Below are 21,792 nucleotides of genomic sequence, written 5' to 3'. Positions count from 1 at the left end.
TATATTCCCTCCTTACAGATGAATCTGAAAGATTTTTTTCAGTTCGAGTATTTCACATACCATAATAATTTAACATAGACAAAAAATCTATGCAACTATTTTAGAGAATAGTTTCAAGAAAAAAACCTTTACAGTCTAATAAAAAAGATGAAGGATTAGGTGAAAAAATGTTGTTACAAAATAAAATATAACACAAGATTTTAACGAAGTTATAGGAAAATACTGATAAACTAGACGAGCAACATCGTTCTCTTTTATAATCAAATTTTGTATAGTACAATATTTTTAGTTAAAATGAGCCAAGGGGGCAGTATCATGTCAATCGAAATTAGAACAGATTACGGCCAAATTGATATTTCTAATGATGTTATCGCTCAAATTGCTGGTGGAGCAGCTATTGAATGTTATGGTATTGTTGGAATGGCAAGTAAACATCAAATTCGAGATGGGTTAACGGATATTTTGAGAAAAGAGAATTTTGCGAAAGGTGTCATTGTACGGCAAGAAGGAGAAGATCTCCACATTGATATGTATATCATTGTCAGCTATGGGACTAAAATTTCTGAAGTAGCTTATCAAGTCCAATCAAAAGTAAAGTACACAATAAATAAGACATTAGGTTTGAACGTGAAATCAGTCAATATTTTCGTTCAAGGCGTTCGTGTAATGAACGGTGAATAGAGGAGGATATTAATCGAATGAAGTTATTAGATGGAACAAAATTTGCAGAGATGGTTCAGATGGGATCGCACCATCTAACTCAAAATGCAGATTTTGTAGATTCATTAAACGTATTCCCAGTACCAGATGGAGATACGGGAACTAATATGAATTTATCAATGATATCCGGGGCAAAAGAAACGGAAGCAAACGCCCAAAAACATATCGGTAAAACTGCCCAAAGCTTATCAAAAGGTTTATTAATGGGGGCACGAGGAAACTCAGGGGTAATCTTATCCCAACTATTCCGTGGCTTTGGAAAATATTTAGAAAAAGAAAGTGAAATTAACGCGAAACAATTTGCTCAAGCTTTTCAAGCGGGAGTAGACACTGCCTATAAAGCGGTTATGAAGCCTGTGGAAGGGACAATTTTAACAGTTGCTCGTGAAGCAGCGGCAAAAGCGGTTGAAGTGGCAGAACATGAACAAGATATCATTAAAGTGATGGAAGCGCTTGTAGAAGAAGCTAAAAATTCATTAAAACGCACACCAGAATTGCTCCCTGTACTGAAAGAAGTTGGTGTAGTTGATAGTGGCGGACAAGGTCTTGTTATTATTTATGAAGGCTTTTTAGCATCATTAAAAGGGGAAGCGCTACCAGAAAAAACGAAAGTCGATAATCTTGAAGAATTAGTAAATGCTGAACATCATCGAGCTCAAGAGTTTATGAGCACTGAAGATATCGTATATGGCTATTGTACGGAGATTATGGTTCGTTTTGAGCCAGGAAAAGAACCGTTTGATGAAGGGAAATTCCGTGAAGACTTGAGTAATCTCGGAGATTCTTTACTTGTTGTTTCAGACAACGAAATAGCGAAAGTACATATTCACACTGAAACTCCTGGAGTTGTTCTGAACGAAGGGCAAAAATATGGAAGCCTCATAAAAATAAAAGTTGATAATATGCGCGAACAACATTCAGCGATCGTGAATTCCGAGAAAGATGAAAAACAAACGGTAGAAAAACATCCATATGCTGTTGTGACTGTTGCAATGGGTGAGGGGATTAGCAACTTGCTTCGTAGTATTGGAGCCTCTTATGTCATTGAAGGCGGTCAAACGATGAATCCGTCTACAGAAGATATCGTGAAAGCGGTAAAAGAAATAGGTGCGGAAAAAGTATTAATTTTACCAAACAACAAAAATATTGTGATGGCTGCTGAACAGGCGGTTGAATTATTAGATATTGAAGCGGCAGTTGTGCCGACAAAAACAATTCCTCAAGGTATGGCAGCAATCCTTGCATTCAATCCAGAAGCCTCTGTTGAAGAAAATAAAGAAGCGATGACAGAAGCGATTGCAGGAGTAAAGACGGGTCAAATTACCTTTGCTGTTAGAGATACGACGATTGACGGAGTAGAAATCCATAAAGATGATTACATGGCACTTGCTGACGGAAAAATTGTTGCTTCAACTTCCGATATGTTAGATGCTACTTATAATTTATTGTCTCATCTAATTGATGATGACACAGAAATTGTAACGATGATTTATGGTGAAGATGCAACTGAAGAACAAGTCAATGCAGTCGTTCAGTTCATTGAGGATCGATTCTCACATGTAGAATTGGATATTATCGATGGAAAACAAACATTATATCCGTTTATCTTCTCAGTAGAATAAAAAAGCGTCTCTTCTAGGGACGTTTTTTATTTTATATAGAGTTTCTAATAAGTGGCAGGTGAAAAAAATATTATTGTTTTGATAGAAACTGATAGTTCATGTTACACTTAATTCAAACTTAACAAATAGGTGATGTTATGAAATTTACCTCTGTTTTTGATATTATCGGTCCCATCATGGTAGGACCTTCTTCCTCTCATACAGCAGGAGCTGTTCGGATAGGGAAAGTGGCAAGGGATTTATTTGGAAAAAAACCAACGTGGGCAAAAATCCATTTATATGGTTCTTTTGCGGAAACTTACCGCGGTCATGGGACAGATGTTGCCATTGTAGGTGGATTATTAAATTTTGACACTTTCGATACTAGAATTATTGATTCCTTTAAGCATGCAAAAGAAGAAAATTTACAATTTGAATTTATTCCAGAAACAGCAAACAAAGAACATCCTAATACAGCAAGAATAGTATTGGGTGATGAAGAATCGGAATTGTCGATTGAAGCGATTTCGATTGGCGGTGGAAAAATTGAAATTAGTGAAGTAAATGGATTTAAATTGCGTTTAACTGGCGGGATGCCTACTATTTTAGTCGTTCACAATGACCGGGCAGGTTGCATTGCGAATGTAGCCAACATTTTAGCCATGCATGATGTGAATATCGGGCATATGGAAGTGTCTCGAATCGACCGCGGTTCTACAGCATTAATGGTTATTGAAGTTGACCAAAATGTAGATGAAAAAATACTAACTCAAATTTCTTTAATCCCTAATATTACGAAAGTTTCGAAAATCAATACTTAAAAGAGGAGATGCTATGGATTTACTATTTCGAAATGTCAGAGAATTAATTGAGCTTTGTGAAAATGAAAATAAAAGCATTTCTGAAGTGATGATTGAACAAGAAATATTAATGACGAATCGCTCTAGAGAAGAAATTATTGAGCAGATGGATAAAAATTTAACTGTGATGGAACAAGCAGTTGAACGAGGATTAAAAGGTGTAAAATCAGTCACTGGTTTGACTGGTGGTGATAGTGTTTTATTGCAAAAGTACATTGAAAAAGGAAACACTCTATCAGGGGAATTGATGTTAGATGCGGTAAGTAAGGCGATGGCAACAAATGAAGTGAATGCAGCTATGGGAATCATTTGTGCAACACCTACTGCTGGTTCCGCCGGAGTAGTGCCTGGCACTCTTTTTGCTGTAAAGAATAAGCTTAATCCTACTCGTGAACAAATGATTCGTTATTTATTTACTGCAGGTGCTTTCGGGTTCGTGGTAGCAAATAACGCAAGCATTTCTGGTGCAGCTGGAGGTTGCCAAGCGGAGGTAGGTTCAGCCGCAGGAATGGCCGCTGCTGCCATTGTAGAAATGGCTGGAGGAACTCCAAAACAAAGTGCAGAAGCTTTCGCCATTACGTTAAAAAATATGCTAGGTCTAGTTTGTGACCCGGTCGCTGGATTGGTGGAAGTTCCTTGTGTAAAACGTAATGCAATCGGTGCTAACAACGCTCTTGTTGCTGCGGACATGGCGCTTGCTGGAATCGAAAGTAGAATTCCTTGTGATGAAGTAATTGGTGCTATGTTTAGAATTGGGCAAACAATGCATCCAAACTTGAAAGAAACTGGTAGAGGAGGACTTGCTGCTACACCGACTGGAAAAGCAATTGCTGCAAAAATATTTGGAGCGTGAAGATATATTGGGACAAATCGAATTAGAACCCGTTACCAATATTAAAGGCGTAGGAACAGAAACCGCTGAATTATTAAATGAATTAGGGATTTATCATATACATGATCTAATCATGTATTTTCCATATCGGTATGAGGACTTTCGATTAAAGGATTTAGCAGAAACGCCTCATAACGAACAAGTAACAATAGAAGCAAGAGTAGAAGGCATGCCTGTCGTCTTTTTTACCGGACGGAAAAAGTCAAGACTTCAAGTAAGCGTTTTCTCTGGTAGGCATATTGTTAAAGTGGTTTTCTTTAATCAACATTATTTAAAAGAACGGTTAACTCCAGGTACCATTATTACTGTTTCAGGGAAATGGGATAGAGGACGGCAAACGATAACTGCATCGTCAGTCAAATTTGGAGCGAAGGAGATTAACCAAGATTTTGAACCGGTTTATCGTTTAAAAGGCAATCTGCATCAAAATAAATTTCGGAAGTTTATGCGGCAAGCACTCGATCTTGCAAAAGGGCAGATGGCTGAAAAGCTGCCAAATAAAATAAGAGAACAATATCAATTGTTATCTATCGAAGAAGCATTAGAGGGCATTCATTTTCCGAAAGATGCTAATCATTTGAAGCAGGCTCGCAGGCGTTTTGTTTACGAGGAACTTCTTATGTTTCAACTGCGCATTCAAGCATTGCGTAAGTCGAGAAAAGATCATGAAAAAGGAATTGTTATTCAGTATGATTTAGAAAAACTTAAGAAATTTATTCAACAAATTCCTTTTGAATTGACAAATGCCCAAAAACGAGTCGTCAATGAAATTTGCAAAGATTTAAAATCACCATTTCGCATGAATAGGCTTCTGCAGGGGGATGTTGGTTCAGGGAAAACGATTGTTGCTGCAATAACCTTGTATGCTTGCGTTACAGCAGGTTTCCAAGGTGCTTTAATGGCACCTACGGAAATATTAGCAGAACAACATTATGCTTCTCTGGAAAGTTTATTCCAACCGATGAGTGTAAAAATTGCACTGCTAACGGGCTCTACAAAAGCAAAAGACCGAAAAATCATTTTAGAACAGTTGGAGAATGGGGAAATCCAAGTCATTATTGGAACACATGCCCTAATTCAACCTGATGTCACGTTCAATCGTCTAGGGTTTGTCATAACCGATGAACAACATCGCTTTGGAGTGGAACAAAGGAGAATCTTGAGGGAAAAAGGGATGCACCCAGACGTGCTATTTATGACAGCAACACCTATTCCGCGTACATTAGCTATTACGGCATTTGGAGAAATGGATATTTCCGTCATTGATGAAATGCCTTCTGGACGCAAGCAAATTGAGACGCACTGGATGAAAAAAGAACAGTTGAATGCAAGCCTTGTGAAAATGGAGATGGAATTGAAAAAAGGTCGCCAAGCATACGTTATATGTCCATTAATTGAAGAATCAGAGAAGATAGATGTCCAAAATGCGGTAGAGGTATATGAACAGTTAAGAAGAATATTCCACGGACGCTACAAAGTAGGGCTCATGCACGGTCGGCTTCATCCCGATGAAAAAGATCAAGTGATGCGAGATTTTAAAGAAGGGAACATACATGTGCTCGTTTCTACGACAGTTGTGGAAGTAGGAGTGAACGTGCCGAATGCAAGTTTCATGCTAATTTATGATGCGGATCGTTTTGGGCTTGCACAGCTCCATCAGCTGCGTGGTCGAGTTGGACGTGGGAACTATCAATCTTACTGTGTGTTGCTAGCAAATCCAAAAACCGATGAAGGAATTGAACGAATGAGGAGTATGACAGAAACGAATGATGGTTTCCGTTTAGCTGAAAAAGATTTAGAATTACGTGGCCCTGGAGACTTCTTCGGTAAAAAACAAAGCGGCTTACCGGAATTTAAAATAGCTGACTTAGTGCATGATTATCGAGTATTGGAAGTTGCTCGAAATGATGCTGTAAAGCTTATTAATGATGAGCGTTTTTGGAAAGAGGATGAGTATAGGCTTCTGCGGGAAATGTTAGAACAATCCGGTGCATTAAATGGAGAGAGAATGGATTGATGTACTCAATTAATAGAAAGCAAGAACAAAACATAAATTAAAGAGAGGATTTAGGAAGTATTTTTATTGAGCATTGAAAGAACTCAATAATTGAACGTAACAATTCGTTGTTGCGTTCTTTTTTATGGAAATGTATACTGGTATTAGTACCAAGTGCTAAAACAGAAGAAAGTAGGTGGCGAATGTTGATAAAAAAATCGAAAAAAGAACGGCAGCAATTACTTTTAGAAACGATTGAGGAAAATCCATTCGTCACGGATGAACAACTTGCTACAAAATTTGGTGTGAGCGTTCAAACGATTCGCCTCGATCGGATGGAATTATCAATTCCGGAACTAAGAGAACGAATAAAAGATGTTGCGGAAAGAAATTTAGAAAATGAAGTAAAGTCATTACCTATTAACGAAGTAATCGGTGAAATTATTGATATCGAGTTAGATAAGAGAGCCATATCCATTTTTGATGTAAAAGAAGAACATGTTTTCCAAAGAAATGGAATCGCCCGTGGACATCATTTATTTGCCCAAGCCAACTCCCTATGTGTTGCAGTGATTAATGATGAACTTGCATTAACAGTTCGGTCAAATGTTGTATTTATTAAACCTGTTCGTGCAGGAGACCGAGTAGTAACGAAAGCGATTGTCCGAGAAACTAACACTGAAAAAAATCGAACGTATATCGATGTTATTTCGACGGTAAACAACGAAACCGTGTTCAAAGGCGAATTTGAAATGTATCGCACGAAAGGTGAAGGTGAACAAAAATGAAAATTGCAATTGACGGTATGGGCGGAGATCATGCACCTCAGAAAATTGTGGAAGGTGTCAACGAAGCTTTAAAAGATTTTACAAACATAGAAATACTACTATTTGGAAGAAAAGAAGAATTAGAAAAATACATTATACAAAATGACCGTCTAGAAATCATTCACTGTGAAGAAGTCATTACTGGAGAAGATGATCCTGTCCGTTCCGTTCGACGAAAAAAGGATTCATCGATGACACGCATGTTGGAAGCTGTAAGTGAAGGGAAAGTAGACGCATGTATTTCTGCTGGTAATACAGGTGCATATATGTCCGGCGGATTATTCAAAGTGGGGCGAATAGAAGGGGTATCAAGGCCTGCTCTCGCAACAATCCTGCCAACAGTTGATGGTAAAGGGTTTTTAATGCTAGATTTAGGTGCAAATGCAGACGCAAAACCTGAAAATCTTTTTCAATATGCGGTGATGGGTAATATTTATGCTCAAAAAGTTCAAGGAATAGCACGCCCTCGAATTGGGTTGTTGAATATTGGAACTGAAGAAAATAAAGGGAATGAACTGACAAAAGCAGTTTATGGCATGTTGCAGCAAGGAGATTTCAACTTTGTCGGTAATGTGGAAGCACGCGACTTGCTTGAAGGGGTTGCAGATGTCGTTGTAACAGATGGCTTTACAGGCAATATGGTGTTAAAGTCCATTGAAGGTACAGCAGGAACATTAATGAAAATGTTAAAAGACGTATTCATGGCTTCTACTAAAACAAAGCTTGGTGCATTACTCGTAAAAAATGAATTAAAAGGATTAAAAAATAAACTAGACTACTCCGAACATGGCGGAGCATTGCTTTTCGGGTTGCAGGCTCCTGTCGTGAAAGCTCATGGATCATCCGATGCGAGAGCGATTTATAATACAATACGCCAAGCTGCTATGATGGTTGAAAATGATATCGTCAACGTCATGAAGCAAGCAATACTAGAAAGTCAGAAAGAAAATGAGTAAAGGAGACGACAAATGTCAAAAATAGCATTTATTTTTCCAGGACAAGGCTCTCAAAAAGTAGGAATGGGTGCAGAGTTTGTAGCCAATGATGAAGCGAGCAAAGCTTTTTATGATCAAGCGGATCAAGCTTTAAATATTAAACTATCAACATTAATGTTAGAGGGACCACAAGAAGAACTAACGTTAACTTACCATGCTCAACCTGCGCTGCTTACAACAGGAGTGATGATTGCATCCAAATTAATGGAAGCTGGTATTACTCCTGACTATACAGCAGGACATTCATTAGGAGAGTATGGATCTTTCGTTATTGCAGGATCGTTATCTTTTGAAGAGGCTGTCAAAATCGTTCATAAACGAGGTCTTTACATGAATGAAGCGGTGCCAGCTGGTCAAGGTGCTATGGCTGCGATTTTAGGAATGGATGAAGAGCCTTTAAAAGAAGTATGTGCTGAAATCACTAATAACGGTGATTTAGTACAACTTGCTAACTTAAACTGCCCTGGCCAAATTGTCATTTCAGGTACAAAAGCAGGTGTAGAAAAAGCATCTCAATTGGCGAAAGAAAAAGGTGCGAAAAGAGCCATCCCACTTGATGTAAGTGGACCATTCCACTCTGAATTGATGAAAGATGCGGCAATAAAATTAGAAAAGGAAATCGAGCAAGTAGAAATTTCACAACCAAATATTCCGATTATTAGTAATGTACATGCAGGAATATTGGAAGATGTGGAATCCATCAAGAAAGAAATGGTGGAACAAGTTTATAGCCCTGTACAATGGGAACGTGATGTTCGCAAGATGTTGGAATGTGGTGTTACAACATTTATCGAATGTGGACCAGGTAAAGTATTATCAGGATTAGTCAAAAAAATCGATCGCTCAGTAAAAACATATTGTGTATATGATATAGCAACGTTTGAAGAAGTTGTAAAGGAATTGAAGGGGTGAAAACATGGGAAAGTTAGATGGTAAAACGGCAGTTGTAACGGGAGCTTCAAGAGGAATCGGACGTGCCATTGCATTGGAACTGGCAAAAGAGGGTGCCAATATAGTCGTGAACTACAGCGGCAGTAAAGAAAAAGCAGATGAAGTGGTAGAAGAAATTTTAAAAATTGGTAAAAAAGCTATTGCAGTTCAAGCTAATGTTGCAGATAATGAATCAGTACAAAACTTAATGAAAACAGCATTAGATGAATTTGGCTCAATTGATATTCTCGTAAACAATGCAGGCATTACTCGAGATAATTTATTGATGCGTATGAAGGAAGAAGAATGGGATGAAGTTATTCAAACGAACTTAAAAGGCGTATTCCTATGCACAAAAGCTGTAACTCGCCAAATGATGAAACAACGTTCTGGTCGCATTATCAACATTGCTTCAGTCGTTGGCGTGACGGGGAACGCTGGACAAGCCAATTACACAGCAGCAAAAGCAGGTGTTATTGGATTGACGAAAACGACTTCAAGAGAGTTGGCATCACGAAATATTTTAGTGAATGCTGTAGCTCCAGGATTTATTACGACAGAAATGACAGACGCTCTTCCGGAAGATATTAAAAACTCTATGCTTTCACAAATTCCATTAGCCAAACTTGGTAAGCCAGAACATGTAGCAAAAGCAGTTGTATTTTTGGCTTCAGACGATGCTGAATATATTACTGGACAAGTTCTTCATGTGGATGGCGGCATCGCAATGTAATCAAAAATTGTGGGCTACTAACTATAAATAATGTTGATTAACCATCCTTTCATGAAAGACTCTTTGAACAGGAAACACTTTTATGTATACTATTGAAGGGAGGTGACCTAAATGAGCACAGTATTAGAACGTGTAACAAAAGTAATCGTTGACCGTCTTGGTGTTGACGAAAGCGAAGTAAAAGAAGAAGCATCTTTCCGTGAAGATTTAGGTGCTGATTCATTAGACGTTGTAGAATTAGTAATGGAACTTGAAGATGAATTCGATATGGAAATCTCTGATGAAGATGCAGAAAAAATCGTTACTGTTGGCGATGCAATCAAGTATATCGAAAGTAAATTAAACTAATTTATAAGAGGCACATCCCGCACAACGTGGCTGATGGGTGCCTCTTTTCATTGCTTAAATTCATTAAAAGAAAAATGAAAAGTGAATTTGGGTTATAATAAAAACAATGTATTTATTCGATGTGAAGATATGTGGATAAATCTTTTATCCTTATATCTTTACTGTTTCGAATAACAACGATATATTTACGAGAGAAATGAATAGGAAGGCAGATTGTTCATGACGATAAAAAGAAAAGGTACTCAACAAAAAAATGGAGTGTTTCCCGAAAAAATTAAACAGCAATTTGAAGAATTACAAGAAGAATTAAATATCACGTTCAATAACAAGAATTTACTTTACCAAGCTTTTACCCATTCATCCTATGTGAATGAGCATCGCAAAAAATTATTTGCTGATAATGAACGATTAGAATTTTTAGGTGATGCAGTTCTTGAACTATCAGTATCTAAATTTTTATTTGATCGTTACCCGCATATGAGTGAAGGAGAATTGACGAAGCTTCGAGCTTCCATCGTTTGTGAGCCATCCCTTGTGATATTCGCAAACGAATTGAATTTCGGAAAATATGTACTTTTAGGTAAAGGTGAAGAATTGACTGGTGGAAGAGAGAGACCAGCGTTGCTTGCCGACGTATTTGAATCCTTTATTGGTGCCCTTTATTTAGATCAAGGTTTAGATTCTGTTGTTCAGTTTTTACAAAGAGTCGTGTTCCCTAAAGTTGAAGTCGGTGCTTTTTCGCATGTGATGGATTTTAAAAGCCAATTGCAAGAATTGGTGCAGCAATCAAATACTGGAGTATTACATTATGAAATTATTGACGAAAGAGGGCCTGCCCACAATCGGACATTCGTTTCCCGCGTATTGCTAAACGACAAAGAACTTGGAATTGGACGCGGAAAATCGAAAAAAGAGGCTGAACAGCAAGCTGCACAAAATGCAATGGTTGCGCTAAATCAGTCCTTGCATAAGGAGGAATAATATGTTCCTTAAGCGACTTGAAGTAGTAGGTTTTAAATCATTCGCGGATCGCATCGGTATCGATTTTGTTCCAGGGGTAACTGCAGTTGTAGGCCCTAATGGTAGTGGAAAGAGCAATGTAACCGATGCGATTCGTTGGGTCTTAGGGGAACAGTCGGCAAAAAGCTTGCGCGGTTCGAAAATGGAAGATGTTATATTTGCTGGAAGCGCATCTCGAAAACCTTTGAACTTTGCTGAAGTTACGTTGATTTTAAACAATGAAGATGAAGAAGTGGGTATTCCCTATTCTGAAATTAGCGTAACTCGACGAGTATATCGTTCGGGTGAAAGCGAATATCTATTGAATAATCAGCAATGCCGCCTGAAAGATATTACGGATTTGTTTATGGATTCAGGATTAGGGAAAGAAGCCTTTTCTATTATCTCTCAAGGCCGAGTTGATGAAATTTTAAATAGTAAACCGGATGATCGCCGAACAATATTTGAAGAAGCAGCTGGAATATTAAAATATAAACTGCGCAAAAAAAAGGCAGAGCAAAAATTATTGGAAACCGATGACAACTTACATCGAGTGTTAGACATTTTACATGAATTGGATAGCCGTTTAGAGCCATTAAAAATCCAGAGTTCTGCAGCAAAAGACTACCTTCACATGACAGAAGAATTGAAAGAATTGGATATGTCACTGATCGTTCATGATTTAGAAGAGCACCATCAAGAACTACTCATTGTCAAGGAAGAGCACGAACAACTGGAACAACAAGAGCAAAATCAAGCATCAGAAATAGCAAATTTACAAACAAAAATGGACGAACTCCGCACAAAAATCCATAACATTGATGAGACGATTGATGCTGCGCAAGAACGACTAGTTGAAGCGAGTGCTGAAGTGGAGCGTTGGGAAGGACGAAAAGCGTTAATGCAGGAAAAACGCTCCAATGCAGAAAAGCAGTTTCAACAATTACAACTTGCCTTAAAAGAAGCAAAAGAAGAAGAAATGGAACTAGCGAAAACTGAGGAAGAAAATAAAAAATTGTTTGATTTGAAAAAAAATGAAATTCAACAACTAAAAGCTGAAATTAAACAACTGGATGTTTCGTTAAATAGTTCTGTTTCTCAAATTGAACAACAAATCGAAGAATATAAAAATTTATATATTGATTTATTGAACGAAGAAGCAACTGCAAAGAATGAGTTAAAACATATTGAGCAGCAATTAGCCCAATATGAAGAAACAGAGGAGCGAATGAACGACCGCTCTGAAGAGATGTTAAAAAAATTAAAACAAGTTTCCAACTTGAAAAATGAACTCGCACAAAAGCTCGAATATATACGAAATAAAGTTAGTGACGTGTTGGAGCAATATGAACAATTACAACGACAACTAAACGCTGCCACTTCCTCATTTGAAGAAAAACAACGAATGCTGTATCAAGCATATCAACATCAGCAACAATTGAAGTCTAGAAAAGAAGCGATTGAGGAACTAGAATCAGACTTTTCTGGTTTCAATTTTGGAGTGAAGGAAATTTTACTTGCAAGAGAACGGGGAGAATTAAAAGGAATTGAAGGAGCCGTTCTAGAGCTGTTAAAAGTGGAAGGTAAGTATTCTAAAGCCATTGAAACCGCTTTAGGAGCAGCAACCCAACACATCGTCACAAATACAGAGCAAGATGCGCAAAAAGCGATCGGCTGGTTAAAAGCAAAAAAAGCTGGACGAGCTACTTTCTTGCCAAAAAACGTCATGAAATCTCGAAAACTATCTACTACACAAATTCAGGAAGCAATGAATCATCCAGCTTATATTCAACTTGCTCATGAATTAGTAGAATTTGATGAACATAACCGGAATATTGTGGAATACTTATTAGGAAATGTTCTTGTTGCTGAAAACTTAGAAGGAGCAAGTCAAATCGCGAGGTTATGTGGCTATAAATATCGTGTTGTTACATTAGATGGAGATATCGTAAATGCTGGCGGTTCATTAACTGGCGGTTCCGTCAAACAACAAAACTCTTTATTTACTAGAAAAGCGGAGTTAGAACAGTTAAAGAAAAATTTATCCCAAATTGAGCAATCCATTTATCAAGCGGAAAAAACGCTGGCAACAGAAAAGGAAACGTTAACAACCTTACGTGAACAAGTGGAATTGTTAAAGGTGCAAAGCGAACAATACCGCCAAGAGGAAATGGAGTTGCATTCGAAATATGTTGAATTAGAATTGGAAGAGAAAAACTTAAAAAATACTGTAAATCTCGCATCTTCTGAAAAATCGTCCGCATCTTCAAGAAGAGAGGCGTTACTTAAACAAAAAAGCCAAACAGAAGAACGACTAGCTGAACTGAATAAAGAATTGCAAAAAGTAAACGACAAAGTTGAGCAATTATCGAAAGCAAAAATTCAAAGCGAAACGGAAAAAGACTTGCTTCGTGAACAGTCAGCTGAAAAACGCTCAGAACTTGCGGTATTGCAAGAACAATTAAATCAACTTCAAATTCAAACGGCGGATATCGCTTTGAAGCGTTCGAAAGTTTTTCAACAAATGGAATCGATTTCTCGAGAAATTGAATGGATTCAAAATGAGCGAGACAATCATTTGACCGATGAAGAAATTGAACAAGCGATTTCTGAGTGGGCTGAAAAGCGTGATCAATATTCGTTCACAATTCAAGAAAATCGTCAATTGCGAATTGAGTACCAACAACAGCTCTCACAATTGGACGAACAGTTCAAGGAATTGCAAAGAATTCATAAAGGTTTTTTAGAACAATTACGTTCAATCGATGTAAAGAAAAGCCGTATCGAATTTGAAATTAATCGATTAACTAATCTATTAGAAGAAGAGTATGAAATTGATTTTGATGAAGCGAAAAATGAAGCTGTTGAACTGGACGATGTAGAGCAGATTCGCAAGAAAGTAAAATTGTTAAAACAGTCAATTGAAGAATTAGGGCCAGTTAATTTAACTGCTATTGAAGAGTATGAGCGGGTGTTAGAACGCCATACATTTTTAACGGAACAACGAAATGACTTAATTGAAGCGCAACAAACGCTTAACGAAACAATTAGAGAAATGGATGAAGAAATGGCGACTCGTTTTAAAGAGTCTTTTGAGAAAATTCAACTACAATTCCGCGAAGTTTTCCGTGAACTTTTCGGTGGCGGTCATGCAGATTTAATTTTATTAGATCCGAACAATTTACTAGAAACAGGAATAGAAATAGTAGCTCAACCTCCAGGGAAAAAATTGCAAAGCTTAAGCTTACTTTCTGGCGGTGAACGAGCATTAACTGCAATCGCCCTATTATTTGCCATTCTGAATTCGCGCCCAGTACCGTTTGTTATTTTAGACGAAGTGGAAGCGGCTCTTGATGAAGCAAATGTAGAGCGTTATAGTACCTATCTAAAAAAATTAAGCCGAGATACACAATTCATTGTGATTACCCATCGAAAAGGAACGATGGAAGGAGCCGATGTATTATACGGGATTACGATGCAAGAATCTGGTGTATCGAAGCTCGTTTCGGTTAAATTGGAAGATGAAGTAGTACTTGTTGGACAAAGGAGCGAATAATATGAGCTTTTTTAAACGTTTGAAGGAAAAATTAAGTGGAAAATCAGAAGAAAAATTACAGCAGGACACGGTTGAGGAAACGGCTGAACAAAACGAAGATGTTCAAAATGAAGCTGATGATGTGGGAGAAACATCAAAAGAAGTAATAGAAGAAAAAAATGAAACGATAGAAACTGAAGAAACTTTTTCTGATGACAGCGAAAAAGCGGAAGAAACTCTTGGTGACGACGTTGAAACGGTTCAACAAGAGGATGAAAAGGAAGAGGAGAAGAAGCCTTCCGCATGGTCGATCACTCAAAAATTTAAAATGGGTCTTGCAAAAACCCGTGATACGTTTACTTCTAAAGTGAACGATTTAATTGCACGTTATCGCAAGGTAGACGAAGAATTCTTTGAAGAATTAGAAGAAATATTATTGCAAGCGGATGTAGGTTTTGAAACAGTTATGGAATTAATGGACGAACTCCGCTTTGAAGTACAACGAAAAAATATAAAAGATACAGATGGCATTTATGAAATTATTTGTGAAAAATTAGTGGAAATTTATGAAAAGGGCGAGGAAGTCATTTCTGAACTTAATTTGCAACCAAATGGTGAGCTAACAGTTATTTTATTTGTGGGTGTAAATGGTGTAGGGAAAACAACGACAATTGGTAAACTTGCTCATCGTTTGAAAAATCAAGGAAAAAAAGTGATGCTTGCTGCTGGTGATACGTTCCGTGCTGGTGCCATAGAACAGCTTCAAGTTTGGGGCGATCGAGTTGGCTGCGAAGTAATTAAACAATCAGAAGGCTCAGATCCCGCTGCGGTAATTTATGATGCTATAAATGCTGCGAAAAAGCGCGGTGTTGATGTGTTGATTTGTGACACAGCTGGCCGTTTGCAAAATAAAGTGAACTTAATGAAGGAACTAGAAAAAGTGCATCGCGTTATTTCTCGTGAAATTCCAAACGCCCCACATGAAGTGTTGCTTGCGTTAGATGCGACAACGGGTCAAAATGCGTTAATTCAAGCTCAAACATTTAAAGAAGCGACAAATGTGACGGGGATTGTATTAACAAAATTGGATGGTACAGCAAAAGGTGGTATTGTCTTAGCAATTCGTAACAAATTAAATATTCCGGTTAAATTCGTTGGTTTAGGTGAAAAAATTGATGACCTACAACCATTTGATGCGGAACGATATGTATACGGATTATTTGCTGATTCATTAGACCAAGAATTGAAAAAAGCTGAACAATAAGAAGAGATATTTGAAAAGGAGCCTGACCAAAAATTTTTGGCCAGGCTCAAATACTTAATGGCGCTAGCAATAACATTTCCGATTCGTGTATATTATCAGTGTTAAAGGGAATTTACTTGACACTTATAAGTAAAACCGATATGATACAGTAGAAAAAATATGAATGGAGAGACATTCGATGTTACTTGAAAAAACGACGCGGATGAATTTTCTCTTCGATTTTTATCAAGCTTTGTTAACGGATAAACAGCGGGCATATATGGAGCTATATTATTTAGATGATCTTTCCTTAGGTGAAATTGCAGAAAGCTACAAAGTTTCTCGACAAGCTGTATACGATAATATCCGTCGCACTGAAGCAATGCTTGAAGAATATGAAGAAAAACTAAAGTTATTTGAAAAGTTTCAAAAGCGTCAGCAAACGATTGAAAAGCTAGCCGCTGCAATCAAAGGCAATGCCTCTATTGAAGAACAATTAAAGTTAATAGATCAATTAAAAGAAACGGATTAGGAGGCGAAAAGTTTGGCATTTGAAGGATTATCAGAACGACTCCAAAGCACAATCCAAAAAATTAAAGGCAAGGGAAAAGTTACTGAAGCAGATGTAAAACAAATGATGCGGGAAGTGCGCCTTGCATTGATTGAAGCCGACGTAAATTTAAAAGTTGTAAAAGACTTTGTAAAAAAAGTAAGTGAAAGAGCAGTCGGCGTTGAAGTTATGAAAAGTTTAACACCTGGTCAACAAGTCATTAAGATTGTAAAAGATGAATTGACTGAGTTGATGGGTGGAGAACAGAGTCAAATTAAATTTAATACAAAGCCTCCAACAGTCATTATGATGGTAGGTTTGCAAGGTGCTGGTAAAACTACGACTTCCGGAAAACTTGCAAATGTTTTAAGGAAGAAATACAACCGTAAACCGCTTTTAGTTGCTGCCGATATATATCGTCCAGCAGCTATTAAACAATTAGAAACATTAGGAAAACAACTTTCGATTCCTGTGTTTTCTCTTGGTGCGGATGTTTCTCCTGTGAAAATTGCGGAAGAAGCAATCGAACATGCAAAAAAAGAACATTATGACGTGGTCATTATCGATACAGCTGGTCGATTACATATCGATGAAGAACTGATGGACGAATTAAAAAATATTCGGGCCATTAAAGAACCAGACGAAGTATTTTTAGTTGTTGATGCCATGACCGGACAAGATGCAGTTAATGTTGCTCAAAGTTTCAATGATGCAATTGGCATCTCAGGCGTCATCTTAACAAAATTAGATGGAGATACACGCGGTGGTGCTGCTTTATCGATTCGTGCTGTGACAGAAAAGCCAATAAAATTTGTTGGTATGGGTGAGAAGATGGACGCTTTAGAGCCTTTCCATCCAGAACGTATGGCTTCTCGTATACTAGGGATGGGCGACGTCCTATCGCTAATTGAAAAAGCACAGGCAAATGTGGATTTAGAAAAAGCGAAAGAATTGGAAGAAAAGTTTAAAACGCAAAGCTTTACTTTCGATGATTTTGTAGAACAAATTAAAGCTGTCCGAAAAATGGGACCGTTGGAAGACTTATTAAAAATGCTTCCAGGTGCCAATAAAATAAAAGGTTTAAATAATATTCAAATCGACGAAAAACAAATCGATCGCCTGGAGGCTATTATTTATTCCATGACGCCTGAAGAAAGAGAGCGTCCAGAAATCATCAATGCTAGCCGTAAAAAGAGAATCGCAAACGGTTCTGGTACGTCCATTCAGGATGTCAACCGATTATTAAAACAATTTGAAGATATGAAAAAAATGATGAAGCAAATGACGAGCATGGCACAAGGAAAAGGCAAGAAGAAAATGAAACTTCCTGGATTCGATTCATTATTTAAATTTTAATATAAAAGAAAAAATGAACTGTTAAGAAAAAACACTTTACAAACAAATCAAACACTGATATTATTCTATCTTGTGTGAAACTAATTCGGAGGTGCAATAAACATGGCAGTAAAAATTCGTTTAAAACGTATGGGAGCTAAAAAATCTCCTTTCTATCGTATCGTAGTTGCTGATTCTCGTTCTCCACGTGACGGACGTTCAATTGAAACAGTTGGTACTTACAATCCTCTAACTGTTCCAGCAACAATCAATATCGATGAAGAGAAAGCTCTTAAATGGTTAGCAAATGGTGCGAAACCATCTGATACAGTACGTAACTTGTTCTCACAACAAGGAATTATGGAAAAATTCCACAATTTAAAATTCAATAAAAATGCTTAATTGAAAAGTATCTAGGAGGTGTCCGCATGCAAAAGCTGATTGAAACAATTGTCAAACCACTAGTTGATTATCCCGAAGACGTTCGCGTTGAAAAAGATGAAAATGCTAGTCGCATTGTTTATAAACTTTTTGTCAATCCAGAGGATCGAGGAAAAGTGATTGGTAAACAAGGTCGTGTTGCGAAGGCGATTCGTACTATTGTTTATTCAGCTAGCGGTCACCAAAAGAAAAAAACTTACGTCGATATATTGGACTAATGCAAAAAGGGGCTACTTCAGCCCCTTTTTTATACATATAAAATCTTCCTAGGTTAATCAAACTATATCGTGTACCATGATGAACTGGTTGGAGAAAAGCCAGTTAATTAGAAAACTTCAATTTAAAGAGGTGTCGTTTGATGGAATGGTTAAATGTGGGTCGCATTGTCAATACACACGGCATTCGTGGAGAGGTGCGCGTCATTTCTTCCACAGATTTTGAAGATATTCGTTTCAAAAAAGGATCGCAACTTGCTATTTTTAAAAGTGATAATGCAGAACCAATCTGGGTGACAGTAGAAAATGCCCGGAGACATAAAAACTTTATTTTGTTAACATTTGAAGGATATTATAACATCAATCAAGTAGAACCATTTAAAAACAGTGTATTAAAAATTTCAAAAGACCAATTAAAAGAAGACGAATTAGGCGAAAACGAATATTATTATTTTGAAATCATTGGCTGCCAAGTTTATTCAGAAGAAGGAGAACTCTTAGGGGAAATCACAAATATTTTAGAAACTGGCGCTAACGATGTTTGGGAATTAAAAGACGGAAAAGGGAAAAAACATTATATCCCTTACATTGAAGATGTAGTTAAAGATATTGATGTTGACAATAAACGAATTACCATTCATGTGATGGAAGGATTATTATCATGAAAATACATGTGCTTACCTTATTTCCTGAAATGTTTGATGGTGTGTTCGGTTCATCCATCTTAAAAAAAGCCCAAGAAAAAGGAATCGTCGATATTCAAGTAACCAATATTCGTGATTACAGCGACAACAAACATAAACAGGTAGACGATTATCCTTATGGTGGGGGAGCTGGCATGGTGTTGAAGCCTGAGCCAGTGTTTCATGCGGTTGAATCGATTACTGAAGGCCGTAATCCTCGCGTTATTCTCATGTGTCCACAGGGAGAACGTTTCACTCAGTCGAAAGCGGAAGAATTGGCGGAAGAAGAGGAACTTGTTTTTATTTGTGGACATTACGAAGGATATGATGAACGTATTCGAGAGCATCTTGTAACCGATGAAATATCCATTGGGGATTTTGTATTGACTGGTGGAGAAATACCGGCAATGGCGATTATTGATTCGGTTGTTCGCTTAATTCCTGGAGTATTGGGACAAGAAGCTTCACATATTCATGATTCCTTTTCTACAGGGCTGTTAGAACACCCGCATTACACAAGACCCCAAGAATTTAGAGGAATGAAAGTTCCAGATGTGCTATTGTCAGGAAATCATCAAAAAATTGAAGAATGGCGTATGGAACAATCAATCAAGCGCACTTTTGAGCGAAGACCTGACTTATTGAAAAATATTGAACTAACACCAAAACAACTGGAATATCTTGAAACTTTAAAAAGAAAAAATGAAAAATCATGAATATTTTATAAAAATAATCAATATGAATAAACAGTCCCTTTTAGTTGATTATTGATTCGTGATTAGAATTTTCCTTGCACGTTGATTTAAAGTATGATAATATTCAATCTGTGCTTCTATGAGAAGCTTTAATTACGGTGTTCCGCTGTAGTGAATAAGACTATATGAACATTCGGTATAAGGAGAGAATAAACATGTCAAATATTATTGCAGAAATTACAAAAGAACAACTTCGCACAGATCTTCCTGAATTCCGCCCTGGTGATACAGTTCGCGTACACGTTCGTATTCAAGAAGGTAACCGTGAACGTATCCAAGTATTCGAAGGCGTAGTAATTAAACGTCGCGGTGGTGGAATTAGCGAAACATTTACAGTGCGTAAAATTTCTTACGGTGTAGGGGTTGAACGTACTTTCCCTGTTCACACACCAAAAATTGCAAAATTAGAAGTTGTTCGTCGCGGTAAAGTGCGCCGTGCAAAACTTTACTACTTACGTAATTTACGTGGTAAAGCAGCACGTATTAAAGAAATTCGATAATCATTCTACTAAAGGGGGCTTTGTTTTAAAAAGCCTCCTTTCTTTTGCTTGTCATAAAGAATAAGAATGAAATAAAATGTAGATAGTAGATTTGGGGGAATGCTCTCGTGGAAAAAGTAAAAAAAGAAAAAAACGAGACTTGGGAATGGACAAAAGCGTTAATCATTGCTCTCCTCATTGCTGTAGTTATTCGTTACTTTTTATTTACTCCTATTGTGGTAGATGGAGAATCGATGATGCCAACGCTAAAAGATGGCGACAAGATGATCGTCAATAAAATCGGATATCGATTAGGTGAACCAAAGCGGTTTGACATTGTTGTATTCCATGCACCAGAAGGCAAAGACTATATCAAAAGAGTTATTGGATTGCCTGGTGAACATATTGAATATAAAGATGACCAGTTGTATATTAACGGTGAACCCATCGATGAACCATATTTAGATGAATATAAATCACAACTCTCAGAAGGTCAATTAACGCAAGATTTTACCCTCCAAGATATTGATCCAAGCCTTGACGTAATTCCGGAAGGTTATGTATTTGTAATGGGGGATAACCGACGATTCAGCAAGGATAGCCGCCACATCGGAGTCGTCAGTGAAGATGAAATCATTGGCAGTACAAGCGTAGTCTTTTGGCCTTTAAGTGAAATAAAAATTGTGAAATAAAAAAGAGGAGTAGATGAACACTCCTTTTCTTTTTTGACTGAAGGAGGAATAATAATGACAATTCAATGGTTTCCAGGGCATATGGCAAAAGCAAAACGACAAGTTCAAGAACATTTAAAACTTGTTGATATTGTCTTTGAATTAGTTGATGCCCGATTGCCATTATCTTCAAGAAATCCAATGATTGATGAAGTCATTAACCAAAAACCTCGATTGATATTATTAAATAAAGCAGACATGGCTGATGAAACAGAGACGAAAAAATGGGTTGAATATTTTTCAAATAAAGGATTAACGGCAATCGCCATCAACTCCTTTGAAGGGAAAGGACTAAACCAGGTCACAAAAGCTGCTCAACAAATATTAGCAGAAAAATGGGCTCGCATGAAAGCAAAAGGGATGAAACCCCGCGCCATTCGAGCGATGATTGTAGGGATTCCGAACGTAGGAAAATCAACTTTAATCAATCGTCTAGCCAAAAAAAACATAGCCAAGACTGGTAATACTCCGGGGGTCACGAAAGCCCAGCAATGGGTTAAAGTTGGAAAAGAATTAGAATTATTAGATACGCCAGGAATTTTATGGCCAAAATTCGAAGATAAAGAGGTAGGTTTAAAACTGGCTTTAACGGGAGCAATTAAAGATACAATCCTCAATATGGAAGATTTAGCAACTTATGCGTTGAATTTTTTATCTACCCATTATCCTGAGCGAATGAATGAACGCTATGGTATTAGTTCAGTAGATGAAGATATCGTAAAGACTTATGACCATATCGGAAAATTGCGCAATGTATTAGGTCCTGGTGGTACAATTGACTATGATAAAGTATCAGAATTGATTGTACGCGATATTCGCAATTTAGAATTAGGGAAATTAACTTTTGATTTTGTTGATGAAGAATTAAAAAAAGAACTTGTTCACAATTAGATGAAAAAACCATCCAAAAGTCCCATCGAGAAA

At 37.3% G+C, this 21,792-nt stretch carries 22 protein-coding genes; all 22 read left to right on the top strand.

Annotation, left to right across the window (positions count from 1 at the left end; all coding sequences use genetic code 11):
- Nucleotides 1–315 precede the first annotated feature (315 nt).
- Nucleotides 316–681 (top strand): Asp23/Gls24 family envelope stress response protein, encoded by a 366-nt coding sequence (locus tag NST00_RS13405; RefSeq protein ID WP_016837457.1) that lies wholly within the window; start codon nucleotides 316–318, stop codon nucleotides 679–681.
- 17 nt (nucleotides 682–698) lie between these two features.
- The gene (locus NST00_RS13400) at nucleotides 699–2,342 is read left to right on the top strand and encodes a DAK2 domain-containing protein (RefSeq protein WP_016837456.1); all 1,644 of its coding nucleotides are present in this window, start codon (nucleotides 699–701) and stop codon (nucleotides 2,340–2,342) included.
- Nucleotides 2,343–2,479: 137 nt separating this feature from the next.
- Nucleotides 2,480–3,142, top strand: coding sequence for an L-serine ammonia-lyase, iron-sulfur-dependent subunit beta (gene sdaAB, locus NST00_RS13395; RefSeq protein ID WP_016837455.1), 663 nt, complete (start codon nucleotides 2,480–2,482; stop codon nucleotides 3,140–3,142).
- Between the two features lie 13 nt (nucleotides 3,143–3,155).
- Nucleotides 3,156–4,034 carry an L-serine ammonia-lyase, iron-sulfur-dependent, subunit alpha gene (sdaAA, locus tag NST00_RS13390; protein ID WP_096550639.1) on the top strand — a complete coding sequence of 293 codons (879 nt, stop codon included), beginning with the start codon at nucleotides 3,156–3,158 and terminating at the stop codon, nucleotides 4,032–4,034.
- 7 nt (nucleotides 4,035–4,041) lie between these two features.
- A complete protein-coding gene (gene recG, locus NST00_RS13385) occupies nucleotides 4,042–6,090 on the top strand; it encodes an ATP-dependent DNA helicase RecG (RefSeq protein ID WP_408056480.1) in 2,049 nt (682 codons plus the stop codon).
- A 188-nt stretch (nucleotides 6,091–6,278) separates the two neighbouring features.
- Entirely contained in the window at nucleotides 6,279–6,857 is a 579-nt protein-coding gene (gene fapR, locus NST00_RS13380; protein ID WP_026018997.1) for a transcription factor FapR, read from the top strand.
- Complete coding sequence (plsX, locus tag NST00_RS13375) at nucleotides 6,854–7,852, top strand: phosphate acyltransferase PlsX (RefSeq protein WP_340710112.1); 999 nt, start codon at nucleotides 6,854–6,856, stop codon at nucleotides 7,850–7,852. The genes fapR and plsX overlap by 4 nt, the downstream gene beginning before the upstream one ends.
- A gap of 12 nt (nucleotides 7,853–7,864) precedes the next feature.
- On the top strand, nucleotides 7,865–8,803 hold the full coding sequence (gene fabD, locus NST00_RS13370; RefSeq protein ID WP_016837450.1) for an ACP S-malonyltransferase: 939 nt from the start codon (nucleotides 7,865–7,867) through the stop codon (nucleotides 8,801–8,803).
- 4 nt (nucleotides 8,804–8,807) lie between these two features.
- Entirely contained in the window at nucleotides 8,808–9,554 is a 747-nt protein-coding gene (fabG, locus tag NST00_RS13365; protein WP_016837449.1) for a 3-oxoacyl-[acyl-carrier-protein] reductase, read from the top strand.
- A gap of 111 nt (nucleotides 9,555–9,665) precedes the next feature.
- Nucleotides 9,666–9,902, top strand: a complete 237-nt coding sequence (locus tag NST00_RS13360; protein WP_016837448.1) for an acyl carrier protein — start codon at nucleotides 9,666–9,668, stop codon at nucleotides 9,900–9,902.
- Nucleotides 9,903–10,121: 219 nt separating this feature from the next.
- On the top strand, nucleotides 10,122–10,883 hold the full coding sequence (rnc, locus tag NST00_RS13355; RefSeq protein ID WP_016837447.1) for a ribonuclease III: 762 nt from the start codon (nucleotides 10,122–10,124) through the stop codon (nucleotides 10,881–10,883).
- A 1-nt stretch (nucleotide 10,884) separates the two neighbouring features.
- On the top strand, nucleotides 10,885–14,457 hold the full coding sequence (gene smc, locus NST00_RS13350) for a chromosome segregation protein SMC (protein WP_016837446.1): 3,573 nt from the start codon (nucleotides 10,885–10,887) through the stop codon (nucleotides 14,455–14,457).
- A gap of 1 nt (nucleotide 14,458) precedes the next feature.
- On the top strand, nucleotides 14,459–15,700 hold the full coding sequence (gene ftsY, locus NST00_RS13345; protein WP_340710111.1) for a signal recognition particle-docking protein FtsY: 1,242 nt from the start codon (nucleotides 14,459–14,461) through the stop codon (nucleotides 15,698–15,700).
- A gap of 178 nt (nucleotides 15,701–15,878) precedes the next feature.
- Nucleotides 15,879–16,211, top strand: a complete 333-nt coding sequence (locus tag NST00_RS13340; RefSeq protein WP_016837444.1) for a putative DNA-binding protein — start codon at nucleotides 15,879–15,881, stop codon at nucleotides 16,209–16,211.
- A gap of 12 nt (nucleotides 16,212–16,223) precedes the next feature.
- Nucleotides 16,224–17,585, top strand: coding sequence for a signal recognition particle protein (gene ffh, locus NST00_RS13335; protein ID WP_016837443.1), 1,362 nt, complete (start codon nucleotides 16,224–16,226; stop codon nucleotides 17,583–17,585).
- A 102-nt stretch (nucleotides 17,586–17,687) separates the two neighbouring features.
- Complete coding sequence (gene rpsP / locus NST00_RS13330; protein ID WP_016837442.1) at nucleotides 17,688–17,966, top strand: 30S ribosomal protein S16; 279 nt, start codon at nucleotides 17,688–17,690, stop codon at nucleotides 17,964–17,966.
- A gap of 26 nt (nucleotides 17,967–17,992) precedes the next feature.
- Entirely contained in the window at nucleotides 17,993–18,223 is a 231-nt protein-coding gene (locus NST00_RS13325) for a KH domain-containing protein (RefSeq protein ID WP_016837441.1), read from the top strand.
- Nucleotides 18,224–18,363: 140 nt separating this feature from the next.
- A complete protein-coding gene (gene rimM / locus NST00_RS13320) occupies nucleotides 18,364–18,885 on the top strand; it encodes a ribosome maturation factor RimM (RefSeq protein ID WP_016837440.1) in 522 nt (173 codons plus the stop codon).
- Nucleotides 18,882–19,619, top strand: a complete 738-nt coding sequence (gene trmD / locus NST00_RS13315; protein ID WP_016837439.1) for a tRNA (guanosine(37)-N1)-methyltransferase TrmD — start codon at nucleotides 18,882–18,884, stop codon at nucleotides 19,617–19,619. The genes rimM and trmD overlap by 4 nt, the downstream gene beginning before the upstream one ends.
- 194 nt (nucleotides 19,620–19,813) lie before the next feature.
- The gene (gene rplS, locus NST00_RS13310) at nucleotides 19,814–20,158 is read left to right on the top strand and encodes a 50S ribosomal protein L19 (RefSeq protein WP_016837438.1); all 345 of its coding nucleotides are present in this window, start codon (nucleotides 19,814–19,816) and stop codon (nucleotides 20,156–20,158) included.
- Nucleotides 20,159–20,265: 107 nt separating this feature from the next.
- Nucleotides 20,266–20,829, top strand: a complete 564-nt coding sequence (gene lepB, locus NST00_RS13305; protein ID WP_340710110.1) for a signal peptidase I — start codon at nucleotides 20,266–20,268, stop codon at nucleotides 20,827–20,829.
- Nucleotides 20,830–20,883: 54 nt separating this feature from the next.
- Nucleotides 20,884–21,759, top strand: a complete 876-nt coding sequence (ylqF, locus tag NST00_RS13300) for a ribosome biogenesis GTPase YlqF (protein ID WP_016837436.1) — start codon at nucleotides 20,884–20,886, stop codon at nucleotides 21,757–21,759.
- Nucleotides 21,760–21,792: the final 33 nt, after the last annotated feature.

Origin of the sequence: Ureibacillus sp. FSL K6-0165, assembly GCF_038004285.1 — a bacterium.
Classification (GTDB): domain Bacteria; phylum Bacillota; class Bacilli; order Bacillales_A; family Planococcaceae; genus Ureibacillus; species Ureibacillus thermosphaericus.
The sequence above is the reverse complement of the archived record's forward strand: the minus strand, read 5'-3'. Positions and strand labels throughout refer to the sequence as shown.

Excerpts from the sequence above, each read along its gene's own strand:
- plsX (WP_340710112.1), top strand. The coding sequence starts at position 6,854 with ATGAAAATTGCAATTGACGGTATGGGCGGAGATCATGCACCTCAGAAA.
- smc (WP_016837446.1), top strand. The coding sequence starts at position 10,885 with ATGTTCCTTAAGCGACTTGAAGTAGTAGGTTTTAAATCATTCGCGGAT.
- fabD (WP_016837450.1), top strand. The coding sequence starts at position 7,865 with ATGTCAAAAATAGCATTTATTTTTCCAGGACAAGGCTCTCAAAAAGTA.
- rnc (WP_016837447.1), top strand. The coding sequence starts at position 10,122 with ATGACGATAAAAAGAAAAGGTACTCAACAAAAAAATGGAGTGTTTCCC.
- ylqF (WP_016837436.1), top strand. The coding sequence starts at position 20,884 with ATGACAATTCAATGGTTTCCAGGGCATATGGCAAAAGCAAAACGACAA.
- NST00_RS13360 (WP_016837448.1), top strand. The coding sequence starts at position 9,666 with ATGAGCACAGTATTAGAACGTGTAACAAAAGTAATCGTTGACCGTCTT.
- NST00_RS13400 (WP_016837456.1), top strand. The coding sequence starts at position 699 with ATGAAGTTATTAGATGGAACAAAATTTGCAGAGATGGTTCAGATGGGA.
- fabG (WP_016837449.1), top strand. The coding sequence starts at position 8,808 with ATGGGAAAGTTAGATGGTAAAACGGCAGTTGTAACGGGAGCTTCAAGA.
- sdaAB (WP_016837455.1), top strand. The coding sequence starts at position 2,480 with ATGAAATTTACCTCTGTTTTTGATATTATCGGTCCCATCATGGTAGGA.
- rpsP (WP_016837442.1), top strand. The coding sequence starts at position 17,688 with ATGGCAGTAAAAATTCGTTTAAAACGTATGGGAGCTAAAAAATCTCCT.
- trmD (WP_016837439.1), top strand. The coding sequence starts at position 18,882 with ATGAAAATACATGTGCTTACCTTATTTCCTGAAATGTTTGATGGTGTG.
- NST00_RS13340 (WP_016837444.1), top strand. The coding sequence starts at position 15,879 with ATGTTACTTGAAAAAACGACGCGGATGAATTTTCTCTTCGATTTTTAT.
- sdaAA (WP_096550639.1), top strand. The coding sequence starts at position 3,156 with ATGGATTTACTATTTCGAAATGTCAGAGAATTAATTGAGCTTTGTGAA.
- NST00_RS13325 (WP_016837441.1), top strand. The coding sequence starts at position 17,993 with ATGCAAAAGCTGATTGAAACAATTGTCAAACCACTAGTTGATTATCCC.
- ftsY (WP_340710111.1), top strand. The coding sequence starts at position 14,459 with ATGAGCTTTTTTAAACGTTTGAAGGAAAAATTAAGTGGAAAATCAGAA.
- rplS (WP_016837438.1), top strand. The coding sequence starts at position 19,814 with ATGTCAAATATTATTGCAGAAATTACAAAAGAACAACTTCGCACAGAT.
- NST00_RS13405 (WP_016837457.1), top strand. The coding sequence starts at position 316 with ATGTCAATCGAAATTAGAACAGATTACGGCCAAATTGATATTTCTAAT.
- rimM (WP_016837440.1), top strand. The coding sequence starts at position 18,364 with ATGGAATGGTTAAATGTGGGTCGCATTGTCAATACACACGGCATTCGT.